The sequence below is a fragment of the Shewanella algicola genome (assembly GCF_014648035.1).
In the GTDB taxonomy this organism is placed as follows: domain Bacteria; phylum Pseudomonadota; class Gammaproteobacteria; order Enterobacterales; family Shewanellaceae; genus Shewanella; species Shewanella algicola.
In genome coordinates this window covers 1-19,045 of sequence record NZ_BMQI01000035.1, presented here as the reverse complement: position 1 = coordinate 19,045, position 19,045 = coordinate 1, and the positions used below count along the sequence as shown (strand labels likewise).

Sequence of the window (19,045 nt, the reverse complement as noted above, 5' to 3'; positions counted from 1 at the left end):
TGTGGGTGAGAGTTGCTCATAGACCACCTCCCATTTTAATGGCAGAAATCACCGCCTGGGCTTTTTGACGGGTTTCATCTGCTTCGGCTTGTGGGTCTGAGTCGAACACCACACCTGCACCGGCTTGAATATAAGCGACGTCATTTTTAACAAACGCTGAACGGATAACAATGCAGGTATCCATGTCGCCCAAACCGTTAACGTAACCCACTGCGCCGCCATAACTGCCGCGACGAGCTTGTTCAGCTTCGCGCACCAATTGTGATGCGCGTACTTTTGGGGCACCCACTAAGGTGCCCATGTTCATACAGGCTTGATAAGCGTGCAGGGCATCTAAATCACTGCGTAACTGGCCTGTGACTCGACTGACTAAATGCATCACGTGCGAGTAACGGTCAACTTTAAGTAATTCGGCCACTTTACGACTGCCGCTTTGGCTAATACGGGCAATGTCGTTGCGGGCTAAGTCGACCAGCATTAAATGCTCAGACAACTCTTTTTTGTCTAAACGTAACTCAAGTTCGATACGGCTGTCTAAATCAAAGTCGATTTCGCCTTGGGCGTTTTTACCGCGTTTACGGGTGCCGGCAATTGGATACACTTCTACTTGATTGCTAGCCGCGTGGTATTTCAAGGCGCTTTCTGGTGAGGCACCAAATAAGGTGAAATCAGGGCCGCGAAAATAAAACATGTACGGGCTGGGATTGGTAAGTCTTAAAGCGCGGTATGCTCCTAATGTATTAGGGCAAGGCAAGCTGAAACAACGAGACGGCACGACCTGGAAAATATCGCCAGCAACAATGTGCTCTTTTAAATCGACGACTGTTTTTTTGAATTGCTCGTCGCTGATGTTCACTTCAGCCTCAGCGTCAATCGGTGCTAATGTAGCGACATCGCCCAGAGTCGTACATTGCTGGCTGACGCTATCGATTTGTGTTTGCAGCTGCGCTTTAATGCCTGGGTCTTGATTAAATTGATGACTGACAATGTCTGCTTGCTGAGTTTGATGATCAACTAATATCAAGGTTTCTGCGAGGTAGAATAAATAATCTGGGCAATCATTATTGGCATTGGGCGCGGCAGGAAGCGGCTCTACAGTGTCAATTAAGTCGTATGCCAGTACGCCACCTAAAAATAAGTCTTCAAATTTAACCGCATTATTGGTGTGAATGTGCTGCACAAACATGCGTAAACCATCAAGCGGTGAGGTCGATTTTAAGCGCGCATCTTCATCTTGTCGCTCGGTGGCTTTTTGTAAGGTGACGATTAATTGTTTTGGCTGACGTTGTAATCCGGCGTGATTAAAGAATGTGGCAATTGGCTCAAGTAAGCTGGCGCCGTTTTCAGTTAGTGCGCTAAACGTCAGTTGATAACCGTCACAGCGGATCATCATGGCGGCATGGGTTAACACGATGCTTTTAAGATGATCTTTACTTTCGACCTCAGCGGATTCAAGCAGCATAGTGTGCGGCGCGTTTTGGGTGACATGCTGATACAGATTTAACGGATCAGTATGGTAGGTTAGCGCTTGTTTTTGCGTGCTAACCTGAGCGAGTTGGTTTGGTGTGATCACTGTAGTCGTCACTATGCTGCCGCTCCTTGTGTATTAATGTTTATCATCTGGTCACCTTAACTGCTGTTTAACCCGAGTAATCCTATGGGCCAAATAACAAGAAAGCCCACATCTCTGCGGGCTTTCTGGTAAAATCTTGTCTCTTAAAAATGAGCACAACGCTTCACACCACCCGTTAATTAGGGAAGTGCCACCACCAAGTAATGTGTAATGAAGCTAATGAGTGTGTCATTGTTAATCGCTATATTAAGTTCTGTATTTCGTGCCTATAGGAAAACCCAGCTGGGTTATAAAGTCAATTGAATATTACTCAAAAACACTGAAAAATGTATCTAGAGATGTCTATTGTTGATTTATTGAACGCAAAACGCAGCTTTACCCTAAAAATAGTTATTATTTGACATAATTAATTCACTAATCCCAGCAGTATTTTTATTGGTATTCTTGTACAATAAACAGATGATTACAGAGACTCTATTGGCCGATCTTCACAGCCACACGACCGCATCAGACGGTCAACTTACACCTACTCAATTAATTTCTCGCGCCATAGAAAAAGGCGTAGAAATGTTTGCGATTACCGACCACGACACCGTGGGTGGTTTAGCAGAAGCACATATTGCAAATCGTGCGCATGAAACACCATTGAAGCTGATTAATGGTTGTGAAATCTCGACGCGCTGGAACAGTTTTGATATTCATATTGTGGGCCTTAATCTAGATATTACTCATTCGGGCTTATTAGACTTTTTAACTCAGCAACGTCAATTACGTGAAGTGCGCGCTCAAGAAATTGGCGAGCGTTTAGCCAAAGCAGGCATTGAAGGGGCGTATGAAGGGGCCAAAGCCATTGCTGGCGATGCGGCATTAAGTCGTGGCCACTATGCAAGATGGTTAGCCGACAATGGCCATGCGACAGATATGCCCAGTGTGTTTAAAAAGTATTTAGCCCGCGGGAAAACCGGTTATGTGCCCAACAATTGGGGCGACATGGCCAATGCCATTGAACATATTCATCAAGCGGGTGGTGTTGCTGTGCTTGCACACCCAAGTGGTTATAAATTGTCGGCAAAGTGGCTTAAGCGTTTAGTGCGTGAATATGCAGAAGCGGGCGGCGATGCAATGGAAGTTATTTTGGGCCAGCAAACGCTGGATGATCGTAATAACCTTATTGCACTGAGTAAACTCAATAACCTGCTTGCGTCTGTGGGCAGTGATTTTCATTTTCCTAGTAATTGGATTGAACTAGGCAAAAACTTATACCAACCCCAAGGTGTTGAGTGGGTTTGGCAATCTCAAAATTGGATGGAACGGACATGAGTCAATTTTTCTATATTCACGATGAAAATCCACAAGCTCGGTTAATTAACCAGGCTGTGGCGATTCTTAAACAAGGTGGGGTAATTGTATATCCTACCGACTCGGGTTATGCATTAGGTTGTATGATTGGCGACAAAAATGCCATGACACGCATGGTGCGTATTCGTCAGATTGAAAACGACACTAACTTTTCGTTAATGTGCCGTGACTTATCTGAGCTGGCTAACTTTGCCCGAGTAGACAACCAGGCGTATCGCTTACTTAAAAGCTGCACCCCAGGACCTTATACTTTTATTTTTAAAGCGACCAAAGAAGTGCCGCGCCGTTTACAGTGCGATAAAAAACGCACCATTGGTATTCGTGTGCCGAACAACTTAATTGCACTTGCTTTACTTGAAGCCTTAGATGAGCCAATGATGACCACCAGTTTGGTCATGCCAAATGAGCAAGCGGCAGAGTCTGACCCTGAGCATATCCGCGACATTTTAGAACACCAAGTTGATGGCATTATTCACGGCGGATATTTACCCGAGAAGCAAACCACCGTCATTGATATGTCAGAAGATGAAGTGGTTATTTTGCGTTACGGCGCAGGCGATACCAGTGCATTTGAATAAGCAATCGATTTGTTTGAACCCAAAGGGATAACCATGCAGGGCATTCAACAGAGCCTCCCACTAGCGGTGGTGCGTGGTCAAGCGATGGACAGCATGCCACTCGATTTGTTTATCCCGCCTGAGGCACTTGAAGTCTTTTTAGAAACCTTCGAGGGGCCTCTGGATTTACTGCTGTACTTAATTCGCAAGCAAAAGCTGGATGTGGTTGATTTACCTATTCAGCAAATTACCCAGCAGTATTTAATTTATATTGAGATATTGACCGAAGCACGAATTGAATTAGCCGCAGATTATTTGGTTATGGCGGCCACTTTAGCCGAAATTAAATCCAGATTATTATTGCCTAAAATGGCCAGTGAAGATGACGAGGAAGAAGATCCTCGCGTGGTGCTTATTCGCCAATTAAAAGCCTATGAAGTGATTAAGCAAGCTGCAGCTGATTTAGATGAATTACCGCGAATAGAGCGTGATGTGTATCAAGCCTCTGTGGTTGCAGCGCCGGGCATTAAACCTGTCGTTGTGCCACCTGAAGTGTCGTTAGCCGATATTGCTCGCGCCTTTGGCGAAGTACTTAAGCGCATTGATGCCAATGAAGACCATCATGTTAAGCGCGAGCAATTATCAACCCGTGAGCGTATGAGCCAAATTTTGGCTAAGCTATCGAGCACAGAATTTATTGGCTTTGAAAGTTTATTCGATGTCAATGAAGGTCGTGCTGGCGTTGTTGTCAGCTTTTTAGCGTTAATGGAGCTGGTGAAAGAGTTGTTGGTTGAGCTTGTGCAAAATGAGCCATTTTCACCTATTTACGTTAAAGCGTTTTAACGGCCGTTTACCATTGTTATTGAGTCCTGAGTGTTATGAATCAAATTAATGCCATTCAATTAAAACAACTTATTGAAGCCAGTTTGTTTGTGTTGGGTAAGCCTTTATCTAGTAAGGCATTAAAAGAAACCGTATTGGCTGACTTTGCTGTCTCACGCGTGCGTATTCAAGAAGCCCTGGATGAACTGCAACAAGATTATCAAGACCGTGGCGTACAACTGGTTAAAGTTGCCAGTGGTTATCGTTTTCAAACCCAAGAAATTCTCAGCCCATTTTTACAGCCGCTATGGCAAGAAAAAGCCCCTAAATACTCACGTGCCACCATGGAAACCCTTGCGGTTATTGCCTATAGGCAGCCGGTGACCCGTGGTGATATTGAGCAAATTCGTGGTGTGGCAATTAGTAGCCATATTATTAAAAGTTTACTTGATCGCCATTGGATTAAAGCGGTTGGCCATAAAGAAGTGCCCGGCCGACCGGCCTTGTATGCTACTACTAATCAATTTTTAGATTATTTTAGTTTAAAAAAATTGGCAGATTTACCGGCACTAACCGATGTTGCGTCATTGCAGGCATTATTTGATAAAGCCAGTATCGCCCTTGATGAACCACTGCCAGATAATGACAGTGAACAAATCGATAACAATATCAATCAACAGCCAGAATTGCCTGATACCCTCTAACTCAGTCGCTTTTTTTGAACGGTTAAATCCAAGGTTTGGCACCCATGTTTGAATCAGATGTGTTTGGGAGTGGAAACTCGGTTTGCATGTAATCCAATAAGCGTTGGCCTGTTAAGTTTAAAAAACGCCGCGATGGGTACACCAAAAACACGACCCCAATATAAGGGGGTAAATCATCAAATAAGCGCACCAATTTACCTTGTTGTACATCATCGACGCATAGCCCTTTTGGTAAGTAACCAATACCTCTCCCGAGGCGAGTGGCTTCATAAGCCAGATGAATGCTATTGGTGCACAGATTGCCTTTTACCGCTTGTAAGACATCGTTTGCTAACGGCACCTCACTGAATGTTTTACCATTAGGGAAGCGAAATAATATTGAATTATGCTGCTCAATATCTGTTAGCTTTAAAGGCGTGCCTGCTTTTTTTAGGTATTCAGGGCTGGCAAAAAAGCACATTTCTTCACTGAGGATAGGTTTAGCCACCATATCAAACTCGGTAAAGGTTTCATTGACCATAAAGGCAATATCAATGTTGTTACGCACCATATCTAAGGGTTCTGTGCTAGTGATTATCTCGATAGAGACTTTGGGGTTTTCATCCATAAAGGCAAATATTTTGCGGATGACATCCATTATTTGCGGCACTGGGAATATCAAAATACGTAAATGCGCGGTTAACTCCGCTTTTGTGTCGGTAATTTCTGCTAAAGTTTGCTCAAGTTCTGCCAGCATTGTTAATGTTTTTTGATAAAATTGACTGCCAGCAGACGTCAACGAAATTGAGCGGCTTAAACGATGAAACAGCTTAATATTTAAGGATTCTTCTAAAGAAATTAACCGCCGGCTAACGGTCGATTTTGGCAAGTTAAGTAAGTTTGATGCTTCAAGTATGCTGCCGGTTTCGGCAATTCGATGAAATAAGGCTATGTCTTCGGTTTTCATTAATCATGCTCAAAATGATGACGGATAAGTCAAACTCAAATAATGGGATTGATATTCCCAAACAAACCCGTTTAATGCAACTCTAATTCAGCGTATTGTGCACATACTTCTGTCAATGTTTACCTCCTTCGGACTTATTATCAATATTTTTATGTCTGTCGCATTATTATCACCAAGGATTTTTCGATGAAATATCACTCAATGTTACCGTTAACATTGCTTGTTTCTGTGTTTTTTGTTGGTTGCTCGCAAGCCGAAAAAACCGTGGAAAAAGACGTTATTCGCCCAGTTAAATTATTTGAAGTCTCAGAATCGGCGGCTAATCAAATACATAAATTTCCAGCTAAAGTGGCGGCTAATAGCCGTGCTGAATTATCGTTTAGAGTGTCAGGACAATTGGTCAAACTTGATCTTGTTGAGGGAGAGCAAGTTAAACAAGGTTATTTACTGGCAAAGCTAGATGATCGCGATGCCAAAAATAGCCTCATGACCAGCGAAGCCAATTACGAGTTTTTATCAGCTGAATATACCCGTAATCAAGCCATGTTTAGCCGTAAATTGATTTCTCAAGCGGCCTTTGACAGCAGTAAAGCGCAATTAAAAACGGCTAAAGCAACCTTAGAAGCCGCTAAAGACCAACTCAGTTACACCCGCCTTGAAGCGCCTTTTAGTGGCACCATTGCCAAGCGCATGGTTGATAATCATCAAATCGTACAAGCTAATCAAGGTATTTTGACGCTACAAAATAACCACTTATTGGATATTAGCATTCAAGTACCAGAAGCGATTGTGGCCAAGTATGCACAAAAAGTGAATCACGACTTAAAAGCCAAAGTACGTTTCAGTGCGATGAACGACAGAGAGTTTGAAGCAAGTTTTAAAGAATACTCTACGCAAGTGACACCCGGTACTCAGGCGTACGAAGTGGTATTTTCATTAGCGCAACCTCAAGATGTACGTTTGTTGCCTGGTATGAGTGCAGAATTAACCATTAGCCAAATGTCGGTTGATGACAGTGTCTTTACCGCAATAGTGCCGATGACTGCAGTAGATAAAGCGGATTCTAACGGCCAAGTGACAGTGTGGAAGTTTGACCCTAAAAGCGGTGTTGTTAGCCCTGTTGATGTCACTATTGGCCGCGTGAGCAATGACGGTGTTGAGGTATTAACCGGCTTGAATAAAGGCGATTTTATTGTTGCTGCAGGCGTCTCTCAACTGAGCGCAGGTATGAAGGTCAAGCCATTACACTGGCAGCGGGGAGTATAAGCGATGAGTGTTGCTGAGTACTCGATTAACAACAAAGTCATTAGTTGGATGTTTACCCTGTTACTGCTCATTGGCGGTAGCGTGGCGTTTACTGGTTTAGGCCAACTCGAATTTCCTGAATTTACCATCAAACAGGCGTTGGTTATTACAGCATACCCTGGAGCATCACCTGAGCAAGTTGAAGAAGAGGTGACCCTACCGCTTGAAAATGCTTTACAGCAGTTAGATGGGGTAAAACACATTACCTCAATTAACAGTGCTGGTTTATCGCAAATTCAAATCGAAATTAAAGACAGTTACGATAAAACTCGTTTGCCACAAGTGTGGGACGAATTGCGGCGTAAAGTGAGTGATACTGAAGGCCAATTGCCTCCAGGAACTGCGACACCACAAGTGATTGATGACTTTGGTGATGTGTACGGTATTTTACTTAATTTATCCGGTGATGATTTTAATAATCGTGAATTAAGCAACTATGCTGACTTTTTACGCCGTGAACTTGTGTTGGTTCCAGGGGTTAAAAAAGTATCAGTTGTGGGCAACATTACTGAACAAGTGGTTATTGAAATATCACAACAAAAGCTGTCTGCTTTAGGATTAGATCAAAGCTACATTTATAGCTTGGTTAACAATCAAAACGTGGTGTCTAATGCCGGCAGTATCGTTATTGGTGACAATCGCATTCGATTACATCCAACAGGTGAGTTTAGCTCTGTAAAAGAGTTGTCTCGTCTCGTGGTGAGTTCACCAGGGAGCACTGAGCTTATTTACCTAGGCGACATTGCCCATATTGCCAAAGATTATGATGAAACACCGAGCGTGATTTATCACAACCGTGGCCAATTGGCGCTCAGTTTGGGGATTTCATTCTCTGGCGGTGTCAACGTGGTTGATGTGGGTGAGCGAGTTAATCAACGCATACAAGAATTAGAGTCGCAACGACCTATCGGTATGGCGTTAGATACTGTTTATAACCAAAGCCATGAAGTGGATAGCACAGTTCAAGGCTTCTTAATTAACTTGCTTGAGTCAATTGGGATTGTTATTGCAGTATTATTGCTCTTTATGGGGCTGCGCTCTGGTTTATTAATGGGCCTTATCCTGTTACTGACCATTTTAGGCACTTTCATTATGATGAAAGTACTTGGCATTGAGCTACAGCTTATTTCGCTAGGGGCATTAATTATTGCACTAGGGATGCTGGTGGATAACGCCATTGTGATCACTGAAGGAGTGTTAATTGGATTGCAGCGTGGTAAAACACGTTTAGCCGCGGCCAAGCTGATTGTATCGCAAACTCAGTGGCCGTTATTAGGTGCAACCATTATTGCCATTATCGCTTTCGCGCCAATTGGTTTGTCGCAAAATGCTGCGGGTGAGTTTTGTCGTTCGTTATTCCAAGTATTGATGATTTCTTTATTCATTAGCTGGATTACGGCTATTACGTTAACGCCATTCTTTTGTAATGTGTTGTTTAAAGATGCTGAGCCAACAAATGAAGAGGTTGATCCTTACAAAGGCTGGCTATTTGTTGCTTATCGCGCCACATTATCATTCGTGCTTCGTAATCGCATCGTCACCTTGTTGTTCGTTTTGGCGATGTTAGTGTCGGCGGTGTTTGGTTTTGGTTACATTAAAAATGTATTTTTCCCTGCTTCTAATACGCCTATTTTCTTTGTCGATGTATGGATGCCAGAAGGCACAGACATTAAAGCCACTGAGCGTTTTGTATCGCAAATAGAACAAAAGCTGATGCAAGAAGACGAGAAAAACAATACCGGTATGGTGCATTTGTCGAGTGTGATTGGCCAAGGTGCACAACGTTTTGTATTGCCATATCAGCCTGAAAAAGGTTACGCCGCATTTGCACAGATGATCATCGAAATGGAAGATTTAGATGCCGTTAAAGCGTATATGCCCGAAGTCGAACACTATTTAGCAGAGCAGTTCCCTCAAGCACAATATCGCTTAAAGATGATGGAGAATGGCCCTTCGCCAGCAGCCAAAATTGAGGCGCGTTTTTACGGTGAAGACCCACAAGTGCTTCGTGCTTTAGCAACAAAGGCCAAAGCTATTTTTAATCCTGAACCCACAATGGATGGTGTGCGTCATGACTGGCGTAATCAAGTGCCCGTTATCCGCCCGCAATTACTCAATGCTCAAGCGCGTGAAACAGGCATAAGTAAGCAAGACTTAGATAACGCACTGTTACTTAACTTTAGCGGTAAGCAAATTGGCATCTACCGTGAAACCAGCCATTTATTACCCATTATTGCTCGTGCACCTGCAGAAGAGCGTTTACACGCAGACAGTTTATGGAAAATGCAAATTTGGAGTACCGAGAACAATACCTTTGTACCAGCAACTCAAGTTGTTAGTGAATTTAGCACTGAATGGGAAAACCCTCTGGTGATGCGCCGCGACAGAATTCGCATGTTAGCCGTATTAGGCGATCCTAAATTGGGTTCAGACGAAACGGCAGACTCGGTGCATCGTAAAGTGAAAGCGAAAGTTGAAGCTATTGAGTTACCTGCGGGTTACCGCCTAGAGTGGGGCGGTGAGTATGAATCAGCAGGTGAAGCACAAACGGCTGTATTTAGCTCAATTCCGTTAGGGTATTTGGCGATGTTTTTGATTACCGTATTATTATTTAACTCGGTAAGACAACCTTTAGTGATTTGGTTCACTGTGCCACTTGCGGTAATTGGTGTATCTGCAGGCTTATTGTTGTTTGACGCACCATTTAGCTTTATGGCCTTGCTTGGCTTATTGAGCTTATCGGGCATGGTGATCAAAAATGGCATTGTATTGGTTGAACAGATAAACCTTGAACTTCATGACGGCGCTGCACCCACAAATGCATTGGTTCACTCTTGTGTGAGCCGTGTTCGTCCGGTAATGATGGCGGCAATTACGACCATGCTTGGGATGATCCCACTTATCAGCGATGCTTTCTTTGGTTCGATGGCGATTACAATCATCTTTGGTCTTGGGTTTGCGTCATTGTTAACCCTAGTGGTATTGCCAGTGATGTACAGTTTATTGTTTAACATTCGTTTTGATAAACAAGACATCACTCACGCTTAAATACTGGGTGATCTAAGCTTAATGACCGCCGACCCATATAGTTGGGTCGGCGGTTTCTTTTGTTATTTTTTGCTCGTTTGTCACATTCAGCGTATAATCAGCGCACTTTTCTAATTGTATGCGCTATAAGCGTGTACAATCCTAAAAAGACAATAAAGCAAAATGTAATTAACCTTCTGCTTTCTATAGAATTTCTTTAAAGAGTCCCCGCTAATGAGTGAAAAATTGCAGAAAGTCTTGGCCCGTGCAGGCCATGGCTCCCGTCGTGAGATGGAGGCATGGATTGCTGCAGGCCGAGTTAGTGTTGACGGTGAAATTGCTGGTTTAGGCGATCGTGTTGAGGCTGATGCCAAAATACGTATCGATGGCCGTGCCGTTTCATTAAAATCAGCAGATGACATTGTTTGTCGTGTGCTTGCTTACCATAAACCTGAAGGTGAAATTTGCTCGCGCAAAGATCCTGAAGGTCGTACGACCGTGTTTGAACGTTTACCTAAAGTGCGTGATGCTCGCTGGGTAGCTGTTGGCCGTTTAGATATTAATACTTCTGGATTACTCTTGTTTACCTGTGATGGTGAACTCGCTAACCGTTTGATGCATCCATCAAACGAAGTTGAGCGTGAATATGCAGTACGTACTTTTGGCGAAGTACCAGAAGTCGCGGTACAACGTTTACGTACTGGTGTGACTTTAGAAGACGGCCCAGCACAATTTGACAGCATAAAAGCTGCTGGTGGTGAAGGGATTAACCAATGGTGGCATGTGACCCTACGTGAAGGACGTAACCGTGAAGTACGTCGTTTATGGGAATCACAAGAAGTGCAGGTAAGCCGTTTGATCCGTGTGCGTTACGGGCAAGTTGAATTACCTAAAACACTGCCTCGTGGAGGCTGGATTGAGCTACCGATTGACCAGGTTAACTATTTACGTCAACTTGCCGGTCTAGAACCTGAAACTCGTTCTATGCTGGGTACAGACAAACACAGTGTTGCGCGCTCTAAAGTGAAGAGTGCTAAAATTCGCCGTGCGGTACGTAAACATAAAGTGGGTTCAAACCACGGAAAACCAACTCGTCAACGTGACTAATTATTTGGTGAAGGTTTTATCTTTAAAGGTCGCTAAAGCGGCCTTTTTTTATTGTGTTAGTTTATAGATTAAATCTAAGTCATCCTGCTTGTATAAAGTCCAATTTCAGATATTATCCGCAACATTAATAAACGCTATACCTTACAAGCGCTTTGCAAGACTTCGGTATTATTGTGAGTGATTGAAAATGATGAAGAAACTGTTTGCTGGTCTATTGGTGTCATTGGTTGTTGGCTGTGCTTCAGCACCAAGCTGGGAAGGCATGTCAGAGCGTGAAATTAGCCAATGGAAATCGATTGGCTTTGATGCGGCTCAAGCTCAAAATTGGCGTGTCCGTGGTTTTGGTGCAACTGAAGCTGATGGTTGGGTGCAAGCTAATTTTAGTTTAGACACTGCGACAATTTGGGCTAAAGAGTCTTTTAACGTAGAAGAGGCGCAAGTTTGGTCGCAAGCGGGTTTTGACATTGAAGATGCTGTGACTAATCGCAGTAAAGGGCTAACACCTGTTAGAGCGAATTAATTACGCTGCTTATGTTGGGCAATATAGAGAACTGCTGGCGTTAACTTACTCAGTTCGCTGTAATTTAAATCGATTTGTCGAATTTTAAAGCGTTCAGTTCAAGCAAAATAATATTTTTGTTGCCTAGCGTAAAAAAATCAGTAAAGTATGCACCAAGTTAAGCGGGACGCTAGATACGACCTAGATTAACTTGATAAAAATCAAAATTTAGTGCCTTGATATTTGATATCAGAACACAACAAGTTTTGCCCGAGTGGTGGAATCGGTAGACACAAGGGATTTAAAATCCCTCGCTGAATAAGCGTGCCAGTTCAAGTCTGGCCTCGGGTACCATTATTTACATACGTAAGTATGGTGTAAAAGAGCCTCAACATAAGTTGGGGCTTTTTTACGTCTGAAATTTGGGTTTTAAGCTAAAAGCAAAATCCCTCGCGCTCTGGTTGAACATCAGGTGTGCCATTCTTGGATATCGAGAGTCGTCTGGTCTCGGGTACCATTTATTGATATACGAGCGGCTAGCAATAGAGAGTCGTATAAAAGAACCGCAACATGAGTGTGTTTTTTAATCGTTAAAATTAATGTAAAAAAGTTGTCGATAATTTGAACCGATAAAAAAATACCACCGTATAGAAATTCGTCATAACATTATATGAGGAGTTACTAACATGAAACGGATTTACCCAATTGCAGTTTGTATGTCGCTTGTAGGTTTAACAGCTTGTTCTGACGATGATGATAAAGCGGTGACAGAATCGGTTGCACAAAACGCTCAGGTCAGAGTGATCCACGCTGGCAGTGATGCACCAATGGTAAATGTGTCGGTCGATGGTACCGAGTTACTGACTGGTGTTGATTATGCGATGTCCAGTGGTTTACTTGAGGTGACATCAGCCTCCTACGACATCGATGTGGATGCCATTCTTGCTGATGGTACAACGACGACGGTACTGAACACTACCTTGATGGCTGAAGCGGATATGGAATATACTGCTATTGCGCTGGGTAAAGTCGCTGATGAATCGTTAACATTAAAGCTTGTGACTAATCCTGTGGCTGAGATTGCAGCGGGTTATGCCAGAGTACAGGTTTTACATGCGACACCATCCGTAGAGCTAGTTGATGTGTATGTTACTGCGCCTGGCGATGATATTTCAGCGGCCTCGCCAACGCTTTCAGCCAATTATATGGATGTGAGTACACAGTTAGAAGTGCCAAGTGGTGATTATCAAGTTCGTATCACGGCCTCTGGAATGAAAGAGGTGGTATACGATTCTGGCACGCTAACGTTAGCCGATATGACCGACTACTTTATTAGTGCTATTCCAAATACCTGGTCTGGGGAATCACCTGTTGCTCTGCATGTGGCATTGCCCGATGCTGAAGTGATTGTGAATGACAATAATAGTGGTAGCGATATTAGAGTGGTGCATGCTGTTGCAGACACGCCAGCGGTAGATGTGTTTCTCGATGATGCCACCGATCCAGCGGTAGATATGTTGTCGTTTGCTAATTCAACAGCATACTTAAATATACCAGAGGCCGATCACACCGTCACGGTTGCTGCTGATGCCGATAACAGTGTGGTGGTGATAGATGCGGCACCAGTGTTGTTGATGTTAGGTAAGAGTTACAGCGCCTTTGCCGTTGGTTCACTAACTGATGATGCCATTGAACCTTTAGTATTAGAGGAGCAAACTCGTCGGGTAGCGACTGAAGCTAAGTTATCTGTCGTTCATAGTGCGTACTCAGCACCTGAGGTTGATGTATACCTTACAGAAACGGCAGATATTTCTGACGCGACTCCTGCTCTTGCAAATGTAGCGTTTAAAGCGGCTTCGGGCAGCTTAAGTGTTACACCAGGTACCTACAACATTAGTGTAACGGTTGCGGGCACTAAAACAGTGGCAATCGGACCATTAGAAGTCACGTTAAACGCTAATGGCATTTATGGAGTTGCTGCTGTCGACAATGAAGCGGGTGGAGCACCATTTGGCGTGATTTTACTGGATGACTTTACCGCTATGTAGTGCTGATTCAAGCTTTTAAGTTTGTTGATGACAAAACGGCTTAGCATTTAATGCTAAGCCGTTTTTGTTGGTTATACTTTCTCATACCATTTCCATTAATTATGTGACCAATCAGAGTCACTCAGACTGTCCAGTTTGAGGCGCATTGTTGAAATAATGGTTATTCCCTTCTAAGACAATGCAACAAAGAAATGGACAGTCTGAGCGTCTCCTGCAAGGCGGGTTTCTGTGTCTTCTATACTGCTTAATAGCATTTTGACGAACGACTGCATGGGTGCAGGAGGTAGAGCAACGCAGGAGCAGTTGCCGAGAGCAACTATGCCTACAATCCTATTACTTGCCTAGAAGATACAGAACTCCTGCTGAATGACCATATAATTAGTGGAATTGGTATCAGTTATTAAGCGATTGCTTTAAGCTTGGAGAGGCTTTAAAGCTTGGCTGATTAAATCCTGCTATTTCCATCGCTTCACCCGTTTGTGGATTTCGGCCTGTTTTAGGTAAATAGAAGCGTAATTCAAATGTACCAAATTGTGGGATATAAATTTTCTCGCCTTCCGATAAACCTTGATGAATGACGTGTAAAATTTGCTCAAGCTGTGATTTAGCTTGAGTTTGAGGGATATCCAGTTGGCTTGCCATCGATTGGATAAGTTGCTTTTTATTCATAGGTTCCTCTTTACGAAAAGACTGCTAGCGCACCTTATATCAATTCATATTCACTGTTCCTAGTTGTCTATCCATTATTTAATGTTAACTGGTTATTTTTTATGTGTTTGCTTGATTAATACACTCTTAGGTAACGCTTTGGTATGAAGTTTTGTAGCCTAAATGTATCTGTCATTCAAAGGTGATATTTTTTGCCATACTCAATTTAGCGATTTCACCATGATGTGAAACGTGACAATATGGAGGTGTAATGGCGGATGGGGAAGTGCATGCTTAACAAATCGAAGCGGTCAGTCGTTGTGAGTATCATCAGTTTATGGCTGATGTGTTTACTACCATCTTCATTGGCTCAAGCCTCTGAACAATACAATAACTTAACCCAACATCTATTACTGCAATATTTAGCTGAGCCCACGGCTGAGCGTGAAAAATTTCTCGCCATTTTACAAACAGGCTCTGCTGCTCAGCAATTAGAATACATTGATAATATTCAACAAAGTGTGGCTGATTTTTGGCATAAAAAACAAGTGCTATTGCCATTTGATGCGTTAGACAGCCATGCATCTGTAATTGATAAAAATATAGCTCTAGAGCCTGCCGTAGACGATTACCTTGGGGTTATCAATTATCTGCGCAAATTAATGTGGTTAGCTGAAACACAAGAATGGCAAGCAATTGAGCCCGGTGGTTTACTGAGACCCGGTGATGGCCATCCTAGTATCAAGCAAATTAGCCAGCGCCTGTGGTTACTCGGTGACGCCAATGAATACCTTGTTGATGAAGTAGTGTATTTGCCCACTTTAGCTAAGAGTGTACAGCGTTTTCAGTCTCGTCATGGTTTAAAGGCCGATGCTGTTATTGGCCCAAGAACCTTATTTTGGTTAAACCAAACCCCTCAACAACGGGCAACAATATTAGCCAAAAGTTTTGTGGAAAAAACCACCTACCTGAGTCAGTTACCGCAGCCTTATTTGTTGGTTAATATCCCCGCATTTCAAATGGCGTTAGTCGACAAAGATCAGGTGGTGTTGTCATCGAAAGTGATTGTCGGAAAGCCTTATCGACAAACCCCGCAGATGACAGGACAAATATCGAACATCATTATTAACCCGACTTGGACAGTGCCAAGGCAATTGTTGACCCAAGATATTCTGCCGCATGTGAGACAAAACGGGCATTACTTTACTGAAAAACATTTTGATGTATTTGATTATGAGGGTAATCGAGTTGATTTTACACCGCAGCAATGGCAGCAAGAGGCCAGAGGACGCTTTCCTTATCGAGTTGTACAACGCCCTGGTGGTGATAATGCGCTAGGTCGATATAAATTTCATTTTAATAATGATCAAAACATCTATTTACATGACACTCCAAGCAAGTCTTTATTTGCTCAATCAGATCGTGATTTATCGTCTGGATGTGTGCGTATTGAAAAAATACAGTTGTTGGCAGATTGGTTTGCTAATCGTTTGGTTATCGATAAGCGCACCTGGAAACGCTTGCAGCCTAATTACACTCAAACTCAGTGGTTTGCTTTGTCGTCGACTTTACCTGTACACATGGTGTATTGGCCAGCTTGGGTAGATGAACAACACCTTGCTCAGTATCGCGATGATATTTATCAATTGATACCTCCCCAATCTCTGAACTTGTTAAGTCAAAAAGAACAACCTAAAGGTGTCGTGCAATAACGATGGCACTAACCGAAACCGTAAAACGACACGATAATTGTTTAAATGAAACAAAGTTAATGAATATCTTGTTTTAGCTAACCGCTTGAGCGGTATCACACTATTACCCCTATTTTTGTGTCAATCGACTATCCCTACATTACCAGACTTGCATTTATCGGTATTAATGTTTAATTTACTCATCAGCTGGATAAAAAAGCAACAATGCGAATTTGACGTTGTGATGACGAAAATCGTGCTTTACTAGCCGATAAGTAATGTAAATTAGTAATTAAAGTGGTGTGTAAATGACAATTGAGTGCATAACTCGTCGGCAAGTTTTATTGGGCTTAAGCGGTGCCGCTGTGGCAACTATGTTGCCCAATACCGCGCAAGCAAGCCGTTCTACTCACGGTGTTAAAGACCTTCATTTCTACAATCGCCATACAGGCGAAAGCAGCCACGGTAGTTTCTGGGTTGATGGCCAATATCAAGCAGATATTTTGACTGAGTTTAATCAGGTTCTGCGCGACCATCGCCAAAATGTAGCAGCGCCTATAGATAAGCGATTATTTGAGTATTTGTATAAATTACAGTTTACCCTAAATAATGAAGATGAAATCCATGTTATTTCAGCTTATCGTTCACCTAAAACCAACCAGATGTTAGCGTCGAAAAGCAAAGGTGTTGCCAAAAATAGTTATCACATGAAAGGCATGGCAATGGATATTGCGATTCCCGGTGTGAGTACTAAAAATCTTCGCGACGCGGCGGTGTCTTTAAAGCTGGGCGGTGTCGGGTTTTATCCTCGTGATGGCTTTGTCCATGTTGATTGTGGACCGGTTAGGCTTTGGGGTTAACATTCACTTGTGAGGCGCCAATGGTTATGGTAATATCCGCGCGCTTTATTTGAGTCATCGTTGGTCGAAAATGATGACGCCTTTATACTTTTATTATTAAGTGAGTGACTAATCTTATGTCTTACACATTCAACGCACAAACCCGCACTGAAATCGGGAAAGGTTCGAGCCGCCGCCTACGTCATGCTGGTCAAGTTCCTGCAGTTATCTATGGTGCTGGTCAAGAGCCTGTATCAATCCAGATGGCACACAAAGATATCATCAACCTTCAATTAAATGATGATTTCTACACTTCTGATTTGACTATCGTTTTAGATGGTAAAGAAATCAAAGTACGTGTACAAGCTGTACAACGTCACGCGTTCAAGCCAATGATTGAACACTTTGACTTCAAATTCGCTTAATTGCTAATTTGAAAAAAAGCGCCCTTGGGCGCTTTTTTTGTGTGTTAATTTTATGCTAGAACCTAGAACCTAGAACCTAGAACCTAGAACCTAGAACCTAGAACCTAGAACCTAGAACCTAGAACCTAGAACCTAGAACCTAGAACCTAGAACCTAGAACCTAGAACCTAGAACCTAGAGCCTAGAGCCTAGAACCTAGAACCTAGAACCTAACGCAGCACCTGGATCCCCAATAAAAACATTTGGGGACGGGGCTTAGAACCTAGATCCCCAATAAAAATATTTTGGGACAGAGGCTAATCGATTTCGAAGCTATAGTAGATGTCTAACGATTGGCTCAAGGTACTGGATACACTCTCAAGATACAGTTGTGATAATAAATAATAGCGTACGGTCATTTCATACCCAGGGTTAAATACCCCGACACCGTATTTAATCATTAAATCTTCACCGATATAGCCACTTACAGCGACTTTGCCATCATCATTGGTATCTAATTGAACGTTAGAGAAACCAAATTTCTCAATTAATCCTGTAGCCGTGCTGCCGATGCTGTTCATGGCGCCACCATCAAATTGGGCTCCTAAACTGAGTGCTGCTCCCATCATCAATGAGTTACTTTGTTCATTTGAGGTAGAGGTGAAACCCTTACCGGTCAAAATATATGACAACACTTCAGCTTGTTCTTTTGCAGGGCTCGAAAACAATGTCACTACCGGACGCATTGGGGTGCCTGTGACTCTTACGCCAGCGGTGATATCTTCATCTTTAATGTCGCGGGTGGCTTCAATATTCAAATTAGGCACTGATGTTGGGCCGACAAACTGAACCTCACCTGTATCGATAGTGAGTGTTTGCCCCATAAATTTGTAACTGCCATTAGTGACCTTAATATCGCCAAATAACATTGGCGGTTTAAAGGCTTGTTGTTGTAATAATAAATTACCAGAAAGCTTTCCTTTGAGGCCCATACCATCAATGGTGAGGTTTTTACCTACATTGACTTTCACATCTGCTGTAATGGCATATGGAATGGTTTTTACCGTCATTTCAGAAATTGAGTCGTTAAACACCACATCATTTGATACAGCGATACCACCTTCTGCTAGTGGGACAATTTTGATCTGTCCTGATGGCACATTTACCTGGCCTTTAACGGCAAATAACTTCTCATCAAACGTCATGTTTATGTCAGGGGAGACATTTAAAATTGCCATTGGCGGTTGAATAACCGCTAAATTGCTGCCTTTAACATTAATGTCACCACTAAATTGGCCTTGTGGCCACGTTAAAGAGCCTTGGGTGCTCACTTCGCCATCGCCCATATGCCATTGGCCACTCAATTGGCCTTGTTGCCCTTCAAGCGCTAAAGACAAATACAGCTTGTCAATCAATGTAGGGTTAGAGGAGAGGGCAAACGCACCATCACTGATGTCGTTGGAAGCAAAGTCTGACATAGGCAACTTCCAGCTTTCAATAACTTACAGAAAAGATA

At 42.9% G+C, this 19,045-nt stretch carries 15 protein-coding genes, 1 tRNA gene and 1 pseudogene; 13 read left to right on the top strand and 4 right to left on the bottom strand.

The genetic code is table 11. The features are described 5' to 3' along the window. Positions 1-16: 16 nt before the first annotated feature. Complete coding sequence (locus tag IEY42_RS14780) at positions 17-1,588, bottom strand: anthranilate synthase component 1 (protein WP_188925986.1); 1,572 nt, start codon at positions 1,586-1,588, stop codon at positions 17-19. 444 nt (positions 1,589-2,032) lie between these two features. Here IEY42_RS14780 and rnm point away from each other — a divergent pair, with 444 nt between their 5' ends. From rnm to scpB, 4 genes are read left to right on the top strand one after another with little or no spacing between them, the layout of a single operon-like run. Next, positions 2,033-2,893 (top strand): RNase RNM, encoded by an 861-nt coding sequence (rnm, locus tag IEY42_RS14775; protein ID WP_188925961.1) that lies wholly within the window; start codon positions 2,033-2,035, stop codon positions 2,891-2,893. Next, positions 2,890-3,510 (top strand): L-threonylcarbamoyladenylate synthase, encoded by a 621-nt coding sequence (locus IEY42_RS14770; protein ID WP_188925960.1) that lies wholly within the window; start codon positions 2,890-2,892, stop codon positions 3,508-3,510. The genes rnm and IEY42_RS14770 overlap by 4 nt, the downstream gene beginning before the upstream one ends. 33 nt (positions 3,511-3,543) lie before the next feature. Further along, a complete protein-coding gene (locus tag IEY42_RS14765; protein WP_188925959.1) occupies positions 3,544-4,332 on the top strand; it encodes a segregation and condensation protein A in 789 nt (262 codons plus the stop codon). A gap of 35 nt (positions 4,333-4,367) precedes the next feature. Then, a complete protein-coding gene (gene scpB, locus IEY42_RS14760) occupies positions 4,368-5,015 on the top strand; it encodes an SMC-Scp complex subunit ScpB (protein ID WP_188925958.1) in 648 nt (215 codons plus the stop codon). 22 nt (positions 5,016-5,037) lie between these two features. Here the strand turns inward: scpB and IEY42_RS14755 are convergent, their stop codons facing one another. Beyond that, positions 5,038-5,961 (bottom strand): LysR family transcriptional regulator, encoded by a 924-nt coding sequence (locus IEY42_RS14755; RefSeq protein ID WP_188925957.1) that lies wholly within the window; start codon positions 5,959-5,961, stop codon positions 5,038-5,040. A 186-nt stretch (positions 5,962-6,147) separates the two neighbouring features. Here IEY42_RS14755 and IEY42_RS14750 point away from each other — a divergent pair, with 186 nt between their 5' ends. The 6 genes from IEY42_RS14750 to IEY42_RS14725 all read left to right on the top strand — a co-directional run bounded on the left by IEY42_RS14750 (position 6,148) and on the right by IEY42_RS14725 (position 13,947). After that, a complete protein-coding gene (locus IEY42_RS14750; protein WP_188925956.1) occupies positions 6,148-7,227 on the top strand; it encodes an efflux RND transporter periplasmic adaptor subunit in 1,080 nt (359 codons plus the stop codon). 3 nt (positions 7,228-7,230) lie between these two features. After that, entirely contained in the window at positions 7,231-10,314 is a 3,084-nt protein-coding gene (locus IEY42_RS14745; RefSeq protein ID WP_188925955.1) for an efflux RND transporter permease subunit, read from the top strand. A gap of 213 nt (positions 10,315-10,527) precedes the next feature. Further along, positions 10,528-11,400, top strand: a complete 873-nt coding sequence (gene rluB, locus IEY42_RS14740) for a 23S rRNA pseudouridine(2605) synthase RluB (protein WP_188925954.1) — start codon at positions 10,528-10,530, stop codon at positions 11,398-11,400. A 187-nt stretch (positions 11,401-11,587) separates the two neighbouring features. After that, entirely contained in the window at positions 11,588-11,920 is a 333-nt protein-coding gene (locus IEY42_RS14735; protein ID WP_229780083.1) for a hypothetical protein, read from the top strand. Positions 11,921-12,167: 247 nt separating this feature from the next. After that, positions 12,168-12,253 (top strand) — tRNA-Leu (locus IEY42_RS14730). Between the two features lie 332 nt (positions 12,254-12,585). Next, the gene (locus IEY42_RS14725; protein WP_188925953.1) at positions 12,586-13,947 is read left to right on the top strand and encodes a DUF4397 domain-containing protein; all 1,362 of its coding nucleotides are present in this window, start codon (positions 12,586-12,588) and stop codon (positions 13,945-13,947) included. Between the two features lie 393 nt (positions 13,948-14,340). On the opposite strand, the gene IEY42_RS14720 is transcribed toward IEY42_RS14725, so the two are convergent. Next, complete coding sequence (locus tag IEY42_RS14720; RefSeq protein ID WP_188925952.1) at positions 14,341-14,616, bottom strand: HU family DNA-binding protein; 276 nt, start codon at positions 14,614-14,616, stop codon at positions 14,341-14,343. A 269-nt stretch (positions 14,617-14,885) separates the two neighbouring features. Here IEY42_RS14720 and IEY42_RS14715 point away from each other — a divergent pair, with 269 nt between their 5' ends. The 3 genes from IEY42_RS14715 (at position 14,886) to rplY (ending at position 17,550) form a co-directional block, all read left to right on the top strand. After that, positions 14,886-16,307: a L,D-transpeptidase family protein gene (locus IEY42_RS14715; RefSeq protein ID WP_188925951.1), complete on the top strand. Its 1,422-nt coding sequence runs from the start codon at positions 14,886-14,888 to the stop codon at positions 16,305-16,307. 287 nt (positions 16,308-16,594) lie between these two features. Next, positions 16,595-17,146 (top strand): peptidoglycan L,D-endopeptidase MepK, encoded by a 552-nt coding sequence (gene mepK, locus IEY42_RS14710; RefSeq protein WP_188925950.1) that lies wholly within the window; start codon positions 16,595-16,597, stop codon positions 17,144-17,146. A gap of 116 nt (positions 17,147-17,262) precedes the next feature. After that, on the top strand, positions 17,263-17,550 hold the full coding sequence (gene rplY / locus IEY42_RS14705; protein WP_188925949.1) for a 50S ribosomal protein L25: 288 nt from the start codon (positions 17,263-17,265) through the stop codon (positions 17,548-17,550). A gap of 296 nt (positions 17,551-17,846) precedes the next feature. Here the strand turns inward: rplY and IEY42_RS14700 are convergent. Further along, a pseudogene (locus tag IEY42_RS14700) lies at positions 17,847-18,974 on the bottom strand (translocation/assembly module TamB domain-containing protein); the annotation flags it as partial. Between the last annotated feature and the right edge of the window lie 71 nt (positions 18,975-19,045).